This window comes from Sphingomonas sp. (genome assembly GCF_048594985.1).
In the GTDB taxonomy this organism is placed as follows: domain Bacteria; phylum Pseudomonadota; class Alphaproteobacteria; order Sphingomonadales; family Sphingomonadaceae; genus Sphingomonas_I.
In genome coordinates, this window is the sequence record NZ_JBMDXG010000192.1 from 1 (window position 1) to 15488 (window position 15488).

The window sequence follows — 15488 nt, forward strand, 5'->3', positions numbered from 1 at the left end:
CGGGGGGCTGGGCGGGAGCAGCGGCGGCCGGCTTGGCCGCGCCGGACTTGGCGCCCTCCACGTCGGCCTTGACGATGCGGCCGTTCGGGCCGGAACCCGATACGCCCGACAGGTCCACGCCCTGCTGCTCGGCGATGCGGCGGGCGAGCGGGCTCGCCTTGATCCGGTCGCCCTTGGCGGCGGGCGCGGAAGCAGCCGTGCCCTGCGCCGGTTTGTTTGTTTCGGACGGCTTGGGATCGGTCGCGGGCGAGGCGCCATAGCCCTTCTCGGCCACCGGCGGCTCCTTGGTCGCCGCCTCGGCCTTCGGCGCTTCCGTCGCTGCGGGCGCGGACGCGGCGGCGGAGGCATCCTCGCCCTCGCCCGCCAGCACCAGGATCGCCGCGCCGACCTTCACCCCGTCGGTGCCCTCGGGCACGAGCAGCTTGGCGACGGTCCCCTCGTCGATCGTCTCGAACTCCATCGTCGCCTTGTCGGTCTCGATCTCGGCGAGGATATCGCCCGATTTCACCGTATCGCCTTCCTTCACCAGCCACTTGGCAAGCGTGCCCTCCTCCATGGTGGGGGACAGAGCGGGCATCTTGATCTCGATCGGCATGGGCGGGCGGGCCTCTCCAGGCAGGCGGAAACGTCGCGCCCCTTTCGGACAGGCGGCGATAAGGGTCAAGGCTCGCTTGCCTTGGCGGCGCGAACGCGCAATCCTTCGTTGCGTGCGTACTTACCTTACCGTCGTCGACGATCAGCCCGAGGCACGGGTCGCCCTGCGCTTCGCCGCGCGGCGCGCCGCCAAGACCGGGGGCGCCATCGCCATCCTCGCGCTCGTGCCTCAGGCCGAATTCGTCCAGTGGCAGGGCGTGCAGGATGCGATGGAGGAGGAGGACAGGCTCCGGATCGAGGCGATGGTCCACCAGGCGGCCGGCGCCCTCCTTGAGGAGACGGGCATCACGCCCGACATCATCGTCCGCCAGGGCGGCGGCGTGACCGCCGTGCGCAAGCTGCTGGAGGAACGGAACGACGTCGCCGCGCTGGTGCTCGGGGCGGCGGCGACAGGCGCGCCGGGACCGCTGGTCGCGCATTTCGCCGGGTCGGACGCCGGCAAGCTCCCCTGCCCGATCATGATCGTGCCAGGCTCGCTGAGCGACGAGGCGCTCGACCGGCTGAGCTAGGCGCGCCGCGCGGTCAGGAAGTAATCGAGCGCTTTATTGTCCGACACCGCAAAGCCCGTGCGCGGATCGAACGACAGGCCTTTTATGTCGATCACGGACAGCCCCGCCGCCTCGATATGCCCGGACAATTCGTCGGGCGTCACGAATTTTGACCAGTCATGCGTCCCGCGCGGCACCATGCCCAGCCCTTCGCCGACGGTGATCAGCGCCAGTCGCGACAAGGGGGTGCGATTGGGCGTCGACAGGATCAGCAGGCCGTCCTCCGCGAGCAACGCCGCCAGCGTCGCAATGAACGCGGCGGGATCGGCGACATGTTCGATCACCTCCATCGACACGACCAGATCGAACCGCTCGCCCGCAAGCGTCGCCACCTCGCCCGCGCGATAGTCGATCGCGAGGCCCTGCCCTTCCGCATGGGCGCGTGCGGCAGCGGCGTTTTCGGGCGCGGCGTCGATCCCCGTGACCGCGGCACCCAGCCGGGCGAGCGGTTCGGACAACAGCCCCGCCCCGCAGCCGACATCGAGCGCGCGCCGTCCGGCGAGCGGACGTAGCGCGCGCGAATCGAGGCCCCACGCCGCATCCACCTGCGTTCGCAGATAAGCGAGGCGCGCGGGGTTCAGCCGGTGGAGCATCCCTGACGAGCCGCGCGGATCCCACCAATCGGCGGCCAGCGCCCCGAAATGCGCCGCCTCGGCCGGATCGATGGTGCGTGTTGCGTTCATGCGGTGGGACCGCTAGCAGGCGCGCGGCGCATTCCCAAGCGCCTTCCCACGCAACAAAGTTACAAAGAAGCCGCACCCCATGGCCCGTATCGTGATGAAGTTCGGCGGCACGTCGATGGCCGGGATCGAGCGCATCCGCAACGTCGCCGCCCGTGTGAAGCGCGAGGTGGAACGCGGCAACGAGGTCGCCGTGGTGGTCTCGGCGATGGCCGGCGAGACCGACCGGCTGGTCAATTTCTGCCGCGAGGCGAGCCCACTCTATGACCCGCGCGAATATGACGTGGTCGTGGCAAGCGGCGAGCAGGTGACGAGCGGCCTGCTCGCGATCGCGCTGCAGGCGATGGGCGTGAACGCGCGGAGCTGGCTCGGCTGGCAATGGCCGATCACCACGTCGGACGCGCATGCCTCGGCCCGGATCGGGACGATCGACAGCGAAAAGCTCGCGGCGGCGATGGCCGGCGGCGAAGTGGCGGTGATACCCGGCTTCCAGGGGCTGACGGCGGACGGCCGCGTCACCACGCTCGGACGCGGCGGATCGGATACGTCGGCGGTCGCGGTCGCGGCGGCGATGAAGGCCGATCGCTGCGACATCTACACCGATGTCGACGGCGTCTACACCACCGACCCGCGCATCGTGCCCAAGGCGCGCAAGCTCCGCTACGTCACCTATGAGGAAATGCTGGAGTTGGCGAGCGTGGGGGCGAAGGTGCTCCAGACCCGCTCGGTCGGGTTGGCGATGAAGGAAAAGGTCCGCGTCCAGGTTCTGTCGTCGTTCGGCGACGCGCCCGACGGCGGCGACCTGCCCGGCACGATGATCGTGGACGAGGACGAGATCGAAGGAATCAGCATGGAACGCCAGCTCATCACCGGCATCGCCCACGACAAGAACGAGGCGAAGGTCACGCTGACTGCGGTGCCCGACCGCCCGGGCGCGGTCGCCAGCATCTTCGGCCCGCTGGCCGAGGCCAACATCAACGTCGATATGATCGTCCAGAACGTGGCGCATGTCGGTGGATCGACCGACGTGACCTTCACCGTGCCCGGTGCGGAGCTGGCGCGCGTGCTCGACGTGCTCGGGCGGTCGAAGGAGGTCATCGGCTTTCAGGAGCTGGTGCACGACACGTCTGTCGCGAAGATCAGCGTGGTCGGCGTCGGCATGCGCAGCCATGCGGGCGTCGCCGCCGCGATGTTCAAGGCGCTGGCCGATCGCGGCATCAACGTGCTCGCCATCACGACGAGCGAGATCAAGGTCTCGGTGCTGATCCTCGAGGATTATACCGAACTGGCGGTGCGCGTCCTCCACACCGCCTACGGCCTCGACGCGACGGACGAGGCCTGAGCAGCCGGCGCGCCCTGCGCAAACGCAGGGCCCGCCATCCCGATTTCACGGTGAGCGTGGCCGTTCAGGCCGTGACGCGGCCGCTCCGTTCCAGCTTGCCCCAGCCGACGACGATCCCGCGCACCGCCGCGCTGAGTGCCTTCAGCACGACATAATACATGATCTGGCGATAGCCGATCCGCTGCGGGATCAGCAGCCACAACAGCCGCCACCGTTCGCGCCGTTCGAGCGCGAACGCGATCACCCCGGCCAGCAGGTCGATCGCGGTGAAGGCCGACCAATAGGTGAGCATCCGCCAGATATCGCCGGAGCTCTGCGCCCAGCCATGGGCGTGCACCGTCGACCATGTCCCGAACAGGCTGAGCAGCAGCGCCAGATCGATGATCGGCGAGATCGCGGCGAACAGGATCTGGAACAGGATCGCCTGCGGGATGCCGATCCGGGCAAGCCCGCGAGGCCTGCCGCTGGCGATCACCCCGCGATGCTTCCACAGGCATTGCAGCGTGCCGAACGCCCAGCGGTAGCGCTGCTTGGCGAGCGCGCGGACGCTCTCCGGAGCCTCGGTCAGCGCGACCGCATATTGGTCGTAATGCACCGTCCAGCCGAGCCGCTGGATCGCGATGGTCAGGTCCTGATCCTCGGCCAGCGTGTTGGCGGGATAGCCCCCCGCCTGTTCGATCGCCGCCCGCCGCCACGCGCCGACCGCCCCCGGCACGACCATCACGGCATTGAGACGGGCAAGCGCCCGTCGTTCCAGATTCTGCGCGGTGATATATTCCAGCGCCTGCCAGCGCGTGACCAGATTGACGCGGTTGCCGACCTTGGCATTGCCCGCGACCGCCCCAAGCCGTTCGTCGTCGAACCAGCGCGCCAGCCGCGCGATCGTCTTGGGCAGAAACTGGGTATCGGCGTCGAGCGCGATCACGATCTCGCCCCGCGCCAGCCGCAGCCCCTGGTTCAGCGCGCGCGCCTTTCCGCCGTTTTCCAGCGTGAGCAGCCTGACGCGCGGCTCGTCGGCGAAGGCCGCGCGGACGATTTCGGACGTGCGGTCGTGCGAGCCGTCGTCGATCACGATCACTTCCAGCGCGACATCCCGGCTTTCCAGCACCCGCCGCACCGATCGTTCGATCACCCGCTCCTCGTTAAAAGCCGGGATCAGCACGCTGACGAAGCGATCGGGGTCGATCGGGGGGAACATCGTGCGCACTTCGATCCGCGCCTGCCACAGGGCCAGTCCGGACAGGATCACCGCTCGCCCGATGCCCAGCGTGATGGCGACCGCGAACACCCACCACAACAGAATCTGGAGATCACCCAGCGCAGTGAACAGCGTCAGGTCGAAGCGGGCGGCCATACGATCGCTGGCCGAGATGGGCGGCATCACCGCGTCCCGCGCCAATCCGGCGAGCGTCGACACCGGCACGAAGGTGTAGCCGCGCGCCTTCAGCTCGCTGATGATGATCGGCAAGGCCGCGACCGTCTGCGCCCGGTCGCCACCCGAATCGTGGAGCAGCACGACCTGCGCGCTGCGATCGGCGTCGCCCGCCTCCACCTGGCGGATCGTGCGTTCGACGATCGCCGACACGCCGGGCCGCATCCAATCATCCGGGTCGACGTGCAGACCGACCGACAGATAGCCTAGCTTTTGCGCGGCGGCGACGGGACCGATTTCGTCGCTCGTGGTCGGTTCCGCGTCCCCGAAATAAGGGGCACGAAACAGACGGAGCGAGCGCCCGGTGAACGCCTGGAACAGGCGCTGGTTGGCGTTGAGCTCCAGCCGGGTTTCGCGGTCGCTCGCCGCGGCCAGGTTCGGGTGGGAATAGGTGTGGCTTCCTACCTCATGCCCCTCGTCGATCTCACGCTGGAGCAGGCGCCGTTCGGTGACGGCGTTCTCCCCCACCATGAAGAAGGTGGCCGGCACGTGCTGTGCCTTCAGGATGTCCAGGATCGGCGGCGTCCACCGGGGATCCGGACCATCGTCGAACGTCAACGCGACCAATCCCGGTCGATATCCCGTCCGCTCGATGCGGTAGGGGGACGGCAACCGGCGGAACGAGACTCCGGCGATGCTGCCGTCGGGAGCGATTGTCACCTGCCGCAGGCCCGCCTGCGGGGTCGCGCCCACACGCAAAATTTCGCCCGTCCCCTCGATGTCGACATTGGTCACTGCGGGAACGGTCGAAATCGCGGCGGGCGACGGCAACGTCCGATGTGCTCGCCCGAACAATGACCAGAGCGCCGGGTCCTCGGCCCCCAACCGCCACAGGGCGACGGAATTCAGGCCGCTCGCGCGCAGCCAGCGGAGTTGATTGTAGGCGGTCGCCGCATCCAGCATCCAGACCCGGTGCTGCCGCCCGCCTTCTTCGTAGGCGAAGCGGGAATTCGCGCTGTCGGCGTCATAGGCCGGCATGACCCCGGAATCGTGCGCGGCAAGCCATGCTTCCTCGATCGACGGGGCGGTGGTTTCGCCGCCCAGCGTCCAATCGTAGGCATAGTTGCCGATCGCGACGACGAGCTTTTCAGGCGGGATGCCGCGAGCCGCACGCGTCACCTGATCGACGAACCATGGCTGCGAGGCGATCGGCCCGGGGGCGCCGCCCTGATAATGTTCGTCATACGCCATCAGGAACAGGCGGTCGGCGACGGCGGCGAAGGCGGGCAAATTCCAGGCGGGATCGCCGACCGGCACCGCGAGCGAGACGATCCATCCGCGCGGCCCTAACCGGAGGCGTGCCTCGCTCAGCAGCCGGCGATAATCCGGCAGCGATGCGGCGGGCAGGCTTTCCAAGTCGAACAGCACGCCCGACGCCTGATTCGCAGCCAGCAGCGCTTCGACGCGCGTCAGGAACCTTGCCCGCTCGGCCGGCCGGGCCAGCAACGCGGCCATCCCGGCCCCATCCCATGCGCCGTCGTGCGAGTTCTGGACCATCGGCATGATCTTCGGCCGACGCGACGCCGCGCTCAGGATCGCCTTGGCGGCGGCGTCCGGCACCTCCGTGATCCGATGGTCGGGCCCGGTGACCGACATCCAGCCCGGCACGACCCAGTCGAGATCGTTGACGTGCTGGCGCAGGGACGCCGTGCTCGCATCATCCCACGGCACGTGAAAGGCGATTGCTTGCGCAGTGCCGGGATTCGACGGACCGAAAATCCGCCGCGCATAATGGAACGCGCGCTTGAAGGGCCGCCGGGCATGGTGTGCATCGGCCACCGCCTCGCCATGCAGTGAGGCCCTTTCCACGGCGAACGGAAGCTGAGGCGGCGGGAGAACCTCCAGGATCGACACCGCGAACAGCCCCAACGCCAGGACGAGCAGCGCGACGAAGGCAAGCATGGCAAGCCGGAAACGGCGGCGGCGGCGGCCCGACGCATCATAGAAGACCGGTGCTGCGTGAGGATCGGCCGCGGGATCGGACATGGAGGGGACGGCATCCCGTAAGCGGAGGATGGCGGCGTTGTACGACCGCGCAGATCGCGCGCCAATGCTTTCCGGACGGCGCTTGCCTGCGCCGGGCGGGACGGGCAGAGGACCGGGATGATCGATCCCGCGACCGCGCCCGCATCCTCCCCCTCGCCCCGAACCGATCGCCTGATGGCGCGGGGCGCCGCGTTCCTCGGCAGCGACCATGCGATCATGGCCGGCGCCATGTCGTGGGTGTCGGAACGGAATCTCGTCTCCGCCATCTCGAACGCGGGCGGCTTCGGGGTGATCGCCTGCGGCGCGATGACCCCCGCGCTGCTCGACGCGGAGATCGCCGCCACCCGCGCGCTGACCGACCGGCCGTTCGGCGTGAACCTCATCACCATGCATCCCGATCTGATGGAGTTGATCGCGATCTGCGGCCGGCATCGTGTCGGGCATGTGGTGCTGGCGGGCGGGCTGCCGCCCAAGGGAAGCCTTGAGGCGATCAAGGAGACGGGCGCCCGGCTGATCGCCTTCGCGCCCGCGCTCGCGCTGGCCAAGAAGCTGATCCGGTCGGGCGTCGACGCGCTGGTGATCGAGGGGATGGAGGCCGGCGGCCATATCGGCCCCGTTTCGACCAGCGTGCTGGCGCAGGAGATGCTACCCGAGATCGCCGATCAGCTTCCCGTCTTCGTCGCGGGCGGCATCGGCCGGGGCGAGGCGATTGCCGGCTACCTGGAAATGGGCGCGGCGGGCGTGCAGCTCGGCACGCGGTTCGTGTGCGCGACCGAGTCGATCGCGCACCCCAATTTCAAGAGGGCGTTCATCCGCGCGTCGGCGCGTGACGCGGTCGCCAGCGTGCAGATCGACCCCCGCCTTCCCGTCATACCGGTGCGCGCACTCAGGAATGCGGGTGGGGCGCTGTTCACCGCCAAGCAGCGCGAGGTGGCGCAGGCGCTCGACGAGGGCGGGCTGGCGATGGCCGAGGCGCAGCTCCAGATCGAGCATTACTGGGCCGGCGCGCTCCGCCGCGCGGTGATCGAGGGCGATGTCGAACATGGCTCGGTCATGGCGGGCCAGTCGGTCGGAATGGTCACGAAGGAAGAGCCCGTCGTGGACATCATCGCGGCCCTGCTGGCCGAGTCCGAGGCCGCGCTCGCCCGGCGGCGCTGACCCGATCCGCCGCCTTCGGTACGCTGTTGGACCGGACCGAACCTTTCTGTTAGCGCCGACCCATGGCCACCGCATCCGCCACTATCGCCGCGCGCGAGATTCTGACGCGGCTGCATGACGTTATGGCGGCGCGCGCGCCCGCGCAGGCCAAGCTCGACCAGGTCGTCGACATCATCGCGCAGGCGCTCAACAGCGAGGTTTGCTCGATCTACCTGCTGCGCGGCGGCGAGCTCGAACTGTTCGCCACCCACGGCCTGAACAAGGCGGCGGTCCACGTCACGCGCCTTGCCATGGGCGAGGGTCTGACCGGCACGATCGCCGAGAAGAACGAGACGCTGAACCTGGCCGAGGCAACCAGCCACCCCGACTTCGCCTACAAGCCGGAGACGGGCGAAGACTTGTTCCACAGCTTCGCCGGCGTGCCGATCGTCCGCGCCGAGCGGGCGGTGGGCGTGCTGACCGTCCAGCATGTCGAATCGCGCCGTTATGACGAGGTCGAGATCGAGGCGCTGCAGACGGTCGCGATGGTGCTGGCCGAGCTGATCGCCGGCGCCGGCCTGATCGACGAGGCGACGCGCGGCGGCGGACTGCGCGACACCGGGGCGGCGCGTCTGACCGGGCTCAAGCTGGTCGAAGGGATGGGCGCGGGCCGCGCCGTATTCCACCAGCCGCGCGTGGTGGTCGAGCATACGGTGGCCGAGGATATCGAGGCGGAGCGCCATCGGGTCTATTCAGCGTTCGACAAGATGCGCGAGCAGATCGACCGGATGATGAGCCAGGCCGAATTCGGCGGCGCGGGCGAACATCAGGACATCCTCGCGACTTACAAGATGTTCGCCTATGACGAGGGCTGGTCGCGCCGGATTAACGCGGCGATCGACAGCGGGCTGACGGCGGAAGCGGCGATCGAGCGGGTCCAGCAGCGCACCCGGATGCGCATGCGCGAGATCGACGATCCGCTGCTGCGCGACCGGATGCACGATCTGGAGGACCTCTCCAATCGGCTGCTGCGGATCGTGTCGGGCCAGCTCGGCACCGCCGCGCAGCTGGGGCTGCGCGAGGATTCGATCCTGATCGCGCGCAATCTGGGACCGGCCGAACTGCTCGAATATGATCGCCGGCGGCTGAAGGGCGTGATCCTCCAGGAAGGGTCGCTCACCAGCCATGTCGTGATCGTCGCGCGGGCGATGGGCATCCCGGTGCTGGGCCGCGTGCGCGATGCGCGCCAGCAGATCGGCGACGGTGACCCGATCCTGCTCGACGCCACGCAGGGCGCCGCCTTCGTTCGGCCGACCGCGCCGATGGAGGAGGCGTTCGAAGGCAAGCTTCAGCTCGGGCAGAAGCGCCGCGCCGAATTCGCCGCGATGCGCGACCTGCCGCCCGAGACGGTCGACGGCACGCGCGTGGCGCTGATGGTCAATGCCGGCCTGCGCGACGATGTCGCAGCGCTGGACACGACGGGCGCCGACGGCATCGGCCTGTTCCGCACCGAATTCGAATTTCTGATCTCGGCGGAATTGCCCAAGCGCGAGCGTCAGCAGCGCCTCTATCGCGACATCATGGAGGCGGCGGGCGAGCGCCCGGTCGTGTTCCGCACGGTGGACATCGGGGGGGACAAGGTCCTGCCCTACATGAACCCGGATTCGGAGGACGAGGAAAACCCCGCCATGGGCTGGCGCGCGCTGCGGCTCGCACTCGAACGCGATGCGCTGATGAAGGCGCAGGCCGAGGCGCTGATCGCTGCCGCCGGGGGGCGGACCCTGCACGTCATGTTTCCGATGGTGTCCGAACCCTGGGAATATGACGAGGCACGCGCCTTGTACGAGGCGCAGCGCGAGGTCGTGGTCCGCAAGGGCAAACAGCCGCCGCTGGCGATCCGCTATGGGGCGATGCTCGAGGTGCCGGCGCTGGCCGAAAGCCTCGACATGCTGCTGCCCCGGCTCGACTTTCTGTCGATCGGCACCAACGACCTCACCCAGTTCCTGTTCGCCGCCGATCGCGCGCATCCGAATCGGGCCGAGCGCTATGATTGGCTGAGCCCCGCCATCCTGCGGTTCATAGCGCGCGTCACCGCGCAGACCGCCGCAGCCGGGGTGCCGGTGGGCGTGTGTGGCGAGATGGGGGGGCGGCCGCTGGAAGCGATGGCGCTGCTCGGCCTCGGCGTCGATCGCCTGTCGATCACGCCCGCCGCGATCGGCCCGGTCAAGGCGATGATCCGTTCGCTCGATCTGTCGGCATTGCGCGCGACGCTGCCCGGCATGCTGGCGACGCCGCCGCGTGACCTGCGCGCCGCGCTTCAGCAATGGGCGGCGGATCACGGCGTGCGTATCGGTTAAGTGCCCGTTCCATCAGGCGGACCGAACGGGGTCGTTTGACAGAGTTCGGCGATTGTGCGTGTGTTGTGTGCAACATTCTTGCAGCAGCCGGGGAGAGGCGTGAGCGGCAACGAAAGCAACACGGAGGTTTCCGTGACGACGCCGACGGTCGGTGCGCGATTGCGCGCCGCTCGCGAAGCGCGCGCGCTCGCGATCGAGGATGTCGCCGCACGCACGCGCATCCCGACCCGCCATCTGCAGATGATCGAGCGGGGCGATTATGCCGGCCTGCCCGCCCCCACCTACAGCGCGGGCTTCATCAAGACCTATGCGCGCCTGCTGGGGCTGGACGGGCAGTCCATGTCGGACCAGTTCCGGGGCGAGATCGGGTCGTCGATGCGCGAGACGCAACGCCCGCAGCCCTATGAACCGGCGGACCCGCGGCGGACACCGCCGATCGGACTGGCGCTGCTCGCGCTGCTGGTCGCGGTGCTGGTGAGCGTCGGCTACCTCTATTGGCGCGGCGCAAGCGAAAGCGCGACCGAGATCGCGGCGGCGGCCTCTGACGCGCCGACGACGGCATCGCCGCAACCCGCCGCCACTCCAACGCAAACCACTGCCCCCGTGCCGGCCGCGTCCCCCGACGGCCCCGTCACCGTCGGGGCAAGCCAGGAAGTGTGGGTGCGCGTGTCCGACGGCGGCAAGACGCTGTTCATGGGCATCCTCAAGCCCGGTGAGCGGTTCGAAGTGCCGGCCGATGCGGTGTCACCGCTGCTGACGACCGGGCGTCCGGGCGCGACCCTGCTCACGCTCGGAACGACGCAAATCGCGATCGGCGGCGATCCCGACCGCGCCGCCAAGGACATTTCGCTCACCGCACCCGCGTTGCGCGAGCGCGCCGCCGGGCAGGCGAACGGCGCGACGCCCACTGCCGGCAGCGCGATACCGGGCTGACGGTTTCACCGACCCTTCAGCTTGGCTATGCTTGGGTGCGCCCCGCCCGCTTTCGCATCGGCCGTTCCGGAGACATCATGCCCGCCTTCCGCCCTGCTCTCGCCCTGACCTTTGCCCTTCTCGCGATGCCCGCCGCGGTCGCCCAGCGTCCGTCCTCGATCGAGGAACGGGTCGGACGGGTCGAGAAGGAACTGCGCGCGGTCCAGCGTAAGGTCTTCCCCGGCGGCGATCAGGCCTTCACCACCCCCGACATCGCGGCGCCCCAGACGCCCCCGCCCGTCGCGGGAATGCCGGCCAGCGCACCGATCAACGACCTGACCGCGCGCGTCGACGCGCTCGAAAAATCGGTGACCCAGCTCACCGCGCAGGTCGAGGAACAGGGCCATCGCCTTTCGGTCCTGTCGGCGCAGGTGACCAAGGACCGGCAGGAGTTCACGACGCGGCTCCAACTCGTCGAACAAAGCGGTGCGGCGCAACCCACGGCCGTCGCTCCGGGGGAGCCGACGACGTTACCCGCGCCGGCGGCCGCAACGCGTCCCGCGCCGGTAAAGACACCCCCCAAGCCCGCGCCCGAACCGGCGGCGACCGAGGACACGACCGGTCCAGCTGCGTCGGGTGATCCCGCTGAGGACGCCTACATGGCGGGATATCGTCTGTGGACGCAGAAGAAATATAGCGAGGCGCAGACCGCGCTGCGCGCTGTCGCCACCAAATATCCCAAGCATCGCCGCGCCAGCTACGCGCAGAATCTGCTCGGCCGTGCCTATCTCGATGCCGGGCGCCCCGCCAATGCGGCCGAGGCGTTCGCCGCGAACTACCAGACCAACCCGCGCGGCGAGCGGGCGCCCGACAGCCTGTTCTACCTCGGCGAGTCGCTGGTGAAGCTCAACAAGCCCACCGATGCCTGCCGGGTCTATGACGAGTTCACCGCCGCTTATGGCAGCACCGCGAGCGCCAGCCTGAAGGATCGCGTCGCCGCCGCGCGCAAGACCGCGAAGTGCAAGTGAGGGCGTGACCGATCCGGTCGCGCGCTTCGCCGCCGATCTCAATTCGATTGCTCCGGGTGGCCAGCTTGCGCTGGGCGTGTCGGGCGGTCCCGATAGCCTCGCTTTGCTGCTCCTCGCATCGGCGGCCCGGCCGGGACGTGTCGTGGCCGCGACCGTCGATCACGGATTACGCCCCGAATCGGCGGACGAAGCGGCGATGGTCGCCGGCGTCTGCCGCCGATTGTCGGTGCCGCATTCCATCCTGCGGGTGACCGTCCGCGAATCGGGCGAAGGTCTGCAAGCAGCCGCACGCGCCGCGCGGTACGCCGCACTGACCGAGTGGGCACGCGACGAAGGAGCGGGGTGGCTCGCCACTGCGCACCATCTCGACGATCAGGCAGAAACCGTGCTGATGCGGTTGGCGCGGGGGGCGGGCCTCAACGGTATGGCAGGCATCCGCCCGTCGCGCCGACTCGGCCGCAGCCTCCATCTCGTCCGTCCCCTGCTCGGCTGGCGCAAGCAGGAGCTGGTGGCGTTGGTCACCGACGCCGGCCTTACGCCGGTCGACGATCCGTCCAACGCCGATCCGCGCTTCGACCGGACGCGCGCGCGCGCGCTGCTGGCCTCCGGCTGGCCGGCCGCCGACCGGGTCGCTGCGGTCGCCACGCGGCTGGCGGAGGCTGAAGCGGCGCTGGACTGGCAGGCGGCGCGACTGGCGCACGATCGGGTCGACGTCTCCTCATCCGGGGGCCGGATCGACCCTGCCGATCTGCCGCGAGAATTTCGTCGCCGGCTGCTGGTCGGCGCGCTCGCGCGGATGGCGCCGCACGCCGAGTTGCGCGGGGACGAGGTCGATCGCCTGCTTCATCGGCTGGACACGGGCGAGACCGCGACGCTGGCGGGCGTGAAGGTGGCAGCGGGGCGCGTCTGGCGGCTGTCGATCGCGCCGCCGCGTCGATCGGGCTGATCGCGCTTGTTCCATTGCCATTAACGTCTGCATGCCTATCTTGGCGGCTCAGAAAGGCGGCATGCGCATGAAGGACGAGAAAGACCCCCAGGGCAGTGGCGGCGGTGGCAACCCGCTGGTGAAGAACCTGGCGATCTGGCTGGGCATCCTGCTCGCCATCGTCCTGTTCGTGTCGATGTTCGAAAGCGGCAACAAGAGCGCCGCGGGCGACCAGATCGCCTATTCGGACTTCCTGCAGGCGGTCGATGCCGGATCGGTCAAGGAAGTGTCGGTCGGCGACGGGCTGATCGCCGGCAAATACACCAATGGCGCGGCATTCAAGACGAACGGCGTGCCCGATCCGACACTTACCCAGCGCCTGCTGAGCAAGGGCGTCAGTTTCAGCGGCCGCCCCCAGGAGCAGGCGAGCCTGTGGCAGTACGTTCTCGTCCAGGCGATGCCGTTCCTGATCATCGTCGGCATCGGCTGGCTCGTGATGCGCCAGATGCAGAAGAATGCGGGATCGGGCGCGATGGGCTTCGGCAAGTCCAAGGCCAAGATGCTGACCGAGAAGCACGGGCGCGTCACCTTCGACGACGTGGCCGGCATCGACGAGGCGCGCGAGGAATTGCAGGAGATCGTCGATTTCCTGAAGGACCCGACCAAGTTCGCGCGACTCGGCGGCAAGATCCCGAAGGGCGCGCTGCTGGTCGGCTCGCCCGGCACGGGCAAGACCCTGCTCGCCCGCGCGATCGCGGGTGAGGCGAAGGTGCCGTTCTTCACCATCTCCGGTTCCGACTTCGTCGAAATGTTCGTGGGCGTGGGCGCGAGCCGCGTGCGCGACATGTTCGAACAGGCGAAGAAGAACGCGCCCTGCATCGTCTTCATCGACGAAATCGACGCGGTCGGCCGCCATCGCGGCGCGGGCCTCGGCAACGGCAATGACGAGCGCGAGCAGACGCTGAACCAGCTGCTGGTCGAAATGGACGGGTTCGAGGCGAACGAGGGCATCATCATCGTCGCGGCAACGAACCGCCCCGACGTGCTCGATCCCGCGCTGCTGCGTCCGGGCCGGTTCGACCGCCAGGTGGTCGTACCCAAGCCCGACATCGAGGGGCGCGAGAAGATCCTGGCGGTGCACACCAACAAGCTGCCGCTCGCGCCCGATGTCGACATCCGCACCATTTCGCGCGGGACGCCGGGCTTTTCGGGTGCCGATCTCGCCAACCTCGCCAACGAGGCGGCTCTGCTCGCCGCGCGCAAGGGCAAGCGCCTGATCGCTATGCGCGAGTTCGAGGAGGCCAAGGACAAGGTCATGATGGGCGCCGAGCGCAAATCGATGATCATGACCGAGGAGGAGAAGCGTGCCACCGCTTATCACGAGGCCGGGCACGCGCTCGTCTCGCTGCACGTCGAGGGCTGCGATCCGCTCCACAAGGTGACGATCATCCCGCGTGGCCGCGCGCTGGGCGTGACCTGGAACCTGCCCGAGCGCGATCGCTATTCGATGTCGATGAAGCAGATGAAGGCGCGCCTCGCGCTCGCCTTCGGCGGCCGCATCGCCGAGCAGCTGATCTACGGCATGGATTCGCTCAACACCGGCGCGTCCAACGACATCCAGCAGGCCACCGACATGGCCCGCGCGATGGTGATGGAATATGGCATGAGCGAGAAGCTCGGCTGGCTGCGCTATCGCGACAATCAGGACGAGGTGTTCCTCGGCCATTCGGTATCGCGCAACCAGCATATGTCGGAGGAGACCGCGCGCCTGATCGACAGCGAGGTCCGTCGGCTGGTCGAGGAAGGCGAGGCCACGGCGCGCAAGGTGCTGACCGACAATCTCGACGAGCTCCACCGGCTCGCGGCGGCGTTGCTCGAATATGAGACGCTGACTGGCGAGGAATCGAAGCGGGCGATCGCGGGTGAGGATATCGGCCGCGAAAACCCGACCGCGCGCCCGCTCCGCGCGCTCAGCGCGGGCGGATCGTCGATCCCCAAGAGCCGCCGCCCCGGCGGCTGGGGCGAACCCAAGCCCGCCGGCGCCTGACGGATCGGTAAAGAAGGGGCGGCCCGACATGATCGGGCCGCCCCTTTTCTGCTTTAAGCCGACGCTCAAAGGCCAATCTTATCTCCGGCTGGCCAGTCACGGGCACTGCCGCCAGCTAGCCGCCTCGACGGCCGATCCGGCGGGCTAACCCGCCGGACCGCCGCGTGGTCAGAAGCGGAAGCCGACCGTTACGCCATAGGTGCGCGGATCGGCGGGCTGGCCCACGACGAGGCCGGTATTGCCCGACTGGGTGGCCAACACCTCGAAATACTCCTCGTCGAACGCATTGCGCACCCAGCCGAAGACATCGAAGCCTTCGCCACGGAAGCCGACGCGCAGGTTGGTGAGCGCATAGCCTTCCACAGTGGTGTAGATCGACGGGGAGGCGTTGGAGTTCCAGTGCGAGCGGTAGTTGCCGTCGACGCCGATGTAGAGCTGGC

At 68.8% G+C, this 15488-nt stretch carries 11 protein-coding genes and 1 pseudogene; 8 read left to right on the forward strand and 4 right to left on the reverse strand.

Features of this window, described 5'->3' with window-relative positions; all coding sequences use genetic code 11:
* Positions 1-595 (reverse strand): biotin/lipoyl-containing protein (locus tag ACOJSF_RS07365; protein ID WP_420141566.1); only part of this gene is annotated, 595 nt, incomplete at its 3' end.
* A gap of 112 nt (positions 596-707) precedes the next feature.
* On the opposite strand from ACOJSF_RS07365, the gene ACOJSF_RS07370 reads away from it, so the two are divergent.
* Positions 708-1163: a universal stress protein gene (locus ACOJSF_RS07370; RefSeq protein ID WP_420141567.1), complete on the forward strand. Its 456-nt coding sequence runs from the start codon at positions 708-710 to the stop codon at positions 1161-1163.
* Here ACOJSF_RS07370 and ubiG read toward each other — a convergent pair.
* Positions 1160-1885, reverse strand: a complete 726-nt coding sequence (gene ubiG, locus ACOJSF_RS07375; protein ID WP_420141568.1) for a bifunctional 2-polyprenyl-6-hydroxyphenol methylase/3-demethylubiquinol 3-O-methyltransferase UbiG — start codon at positions 1883-1885, stop codon at positions 1160-1162. The two genes, ACOJSF_RS07370 and ubiG, sit on opposite strands and share 4 nt — an antisense overlap.
* 79 nt (positions 1886-1964) lie before the next feature.
* Between ubiG and ACOJSF_RS07380 the strand changes: the two genes are divergently transcribed.
* The gene (locus tag ACOJSF_RS07380) at positions 1965-3224 is read left to right on the forward strand and encodes an aspartate kinase (RefSeq protein WP_420141569.1); all 1260 of its coding nucleotides are present in this window, start codon (positions 1965-1967) and stop codon (positions 3222-3224) included.
* Between the two features lie 64 nt (positions 3225-3288).
* Here ACOJSF_RS07380 and ACOJSF_RS07385 read toward each other — a convergent pair whose 3' ends face one another.
* Complete coding sequence (locus tag ACOJSF_RS07385) at positions 3289-6642, reverse strand: glycosyltransferase (protein ID WP_420141570.1); 3354 nt, start codon at positions 6640-6642, stop codon at positions 3289-3291.
* A 117-nt stretch (positions 6643-6759) separates the two neighbouring features.
* On the opposite strand from ACOJSF_RS07385, the gene ACOJSF_RS07390 reads away from it, so the two are divergent.
* From ACOJSF_RS07390 to ftsH, 6 genes are all read left to right on the forward strand, one after another.
* A complete protein-coding gene (locus tag ACOJSF_RS07390) occupies positions 6760-7800 on the forward strand; it encodes an NAD(P)H-dependent flavin oxidoreductase (RefSeq protein WP_420141571.1) in 1041 nt (346 codons plus the stop codon).
* Positions 7801-7862: 62 nt separating this feature from the next.
* Positions 7863-10136 (forward strand): phosphoenolpyruvate--protein phosphotransferase, encoded by a 2274-nt coding sequence (ptsP, locus tag ACOJSF_RS07395; RefSeq protein ID WP_420141572.1) that lies wholly within the window; start codon positions 7863-7865, stop codon positions 10134-10136.
* 132 nt (positions 10137-10268) lie between these two features.
* Positions 10269-11069, forward strand: coding sequence for a RodZ domain-containing protein (locus ACOJSF_RS07400; protein WP_420141573.1), 801 nt, complete (start codon positions 10269-10271; stop codon positions 11067-11069).
* Between the two features lie 77 nt (positions 11070-11146).
* The gene (locus tag ACOJSF_RS07405; protein ID WP_420141574.1) at positions 11147-12076 is read left to right on the forward strand and encodes a tetratricopeptide repeat protein; all 930 of its coding nucleotides are present in this window, start codon (positions 11147-11149) and stop codon (positions 12074-12076) included.
* A gap of 4 nt (positions 12077-12080) precedes the next feature.
* Positions 12081-13022, forward strand: a complete 942-nt coding sequence (tilS, locus tag ACOJSF_RS07410) for a tRNA lysidine(34) synthetase TilS (protein ID WP_420141575.1) — start codon at positions 12081-12083, stop codon at positions 13020-13022.
* A gap of 67 nt (positions 13023-13089) precedes the next feature.
* Positions 13090-15048 (forward strand): ATP-dependent zinc metalloprotease FtsH, encoded by a 1959-nt coding sequence (ftsH, locus tag ACOJSF_RS07415; protein ID WP_420141576.1) that lies wholly within the window; start codon positions 13090-13092, stop codon positions 15046-15048.
* A 168-nt stretch (positions 15049-15216) separates the two neighbouring features.
* On the opposite strand, the pseudogene ACOJSF_RS07420 reads toward ftsH, so the two are convergent.
* Positions 15217-15488 (reverse strand): annotated as a pseudogene (locus ACOJSF_RS07420) (TonB-dependent receptor); the annotation flags it as partial.

Excerpts from the sequence above, each read along its gene's own strand:
- ubiG (WP_420141568.1), bottom strand. The coding sequence starts at position 1,885 with ATGAACGCAACACGCACCATCGATCCGGCCGAGGCGGCGCATTTCGGG.
- ACOJSF_RS07390 (WP_420141571.1), top strand. The coding sequence starts at position 6,760 with ATGATCGATCCCGCGACCGCGCCCGCATCCTCCCCCTCGCCCCGAACC.
- ACOJSF_RS07380 (WP_420141569.1), top strand. The coding sequence starts at position 1,965 with ATGGCCCGTATCGTGATGAAGTTCGGCGGCACGTCGATGGCCGGGATC.
- ACOJSF_RS07385 (WP_420141570.1), bottom strand. The coding sequence starts at position 6,642 with ATGTCCGATCCCGCGGCCGATCCTCACGCAGCACCGGTCTTCTATGAT.
- ACOJSF_RS07405 (WP_420141574.1), top strand. The coding sequence starts at position 11,147 with ATGCCCGCCTTCCGCCCTGCTCTCGCCCTGACCTTTGCCCTTCTCGCG.
- ftsH (WP_420141576.1), top strand. The coding sequence starts at position 13,090 with ATGAAGGACGAGAAAGACCCCCAGGGCAGTGGCGGCGGTGGCAACCCG.
- ptsP (WP_420141572.1), top strand. The coding sequence starts at position 7,863 with ATGGCCACCGCATCCGCCACTATCGCCGCGCGCGAGATTCTGACGCGG.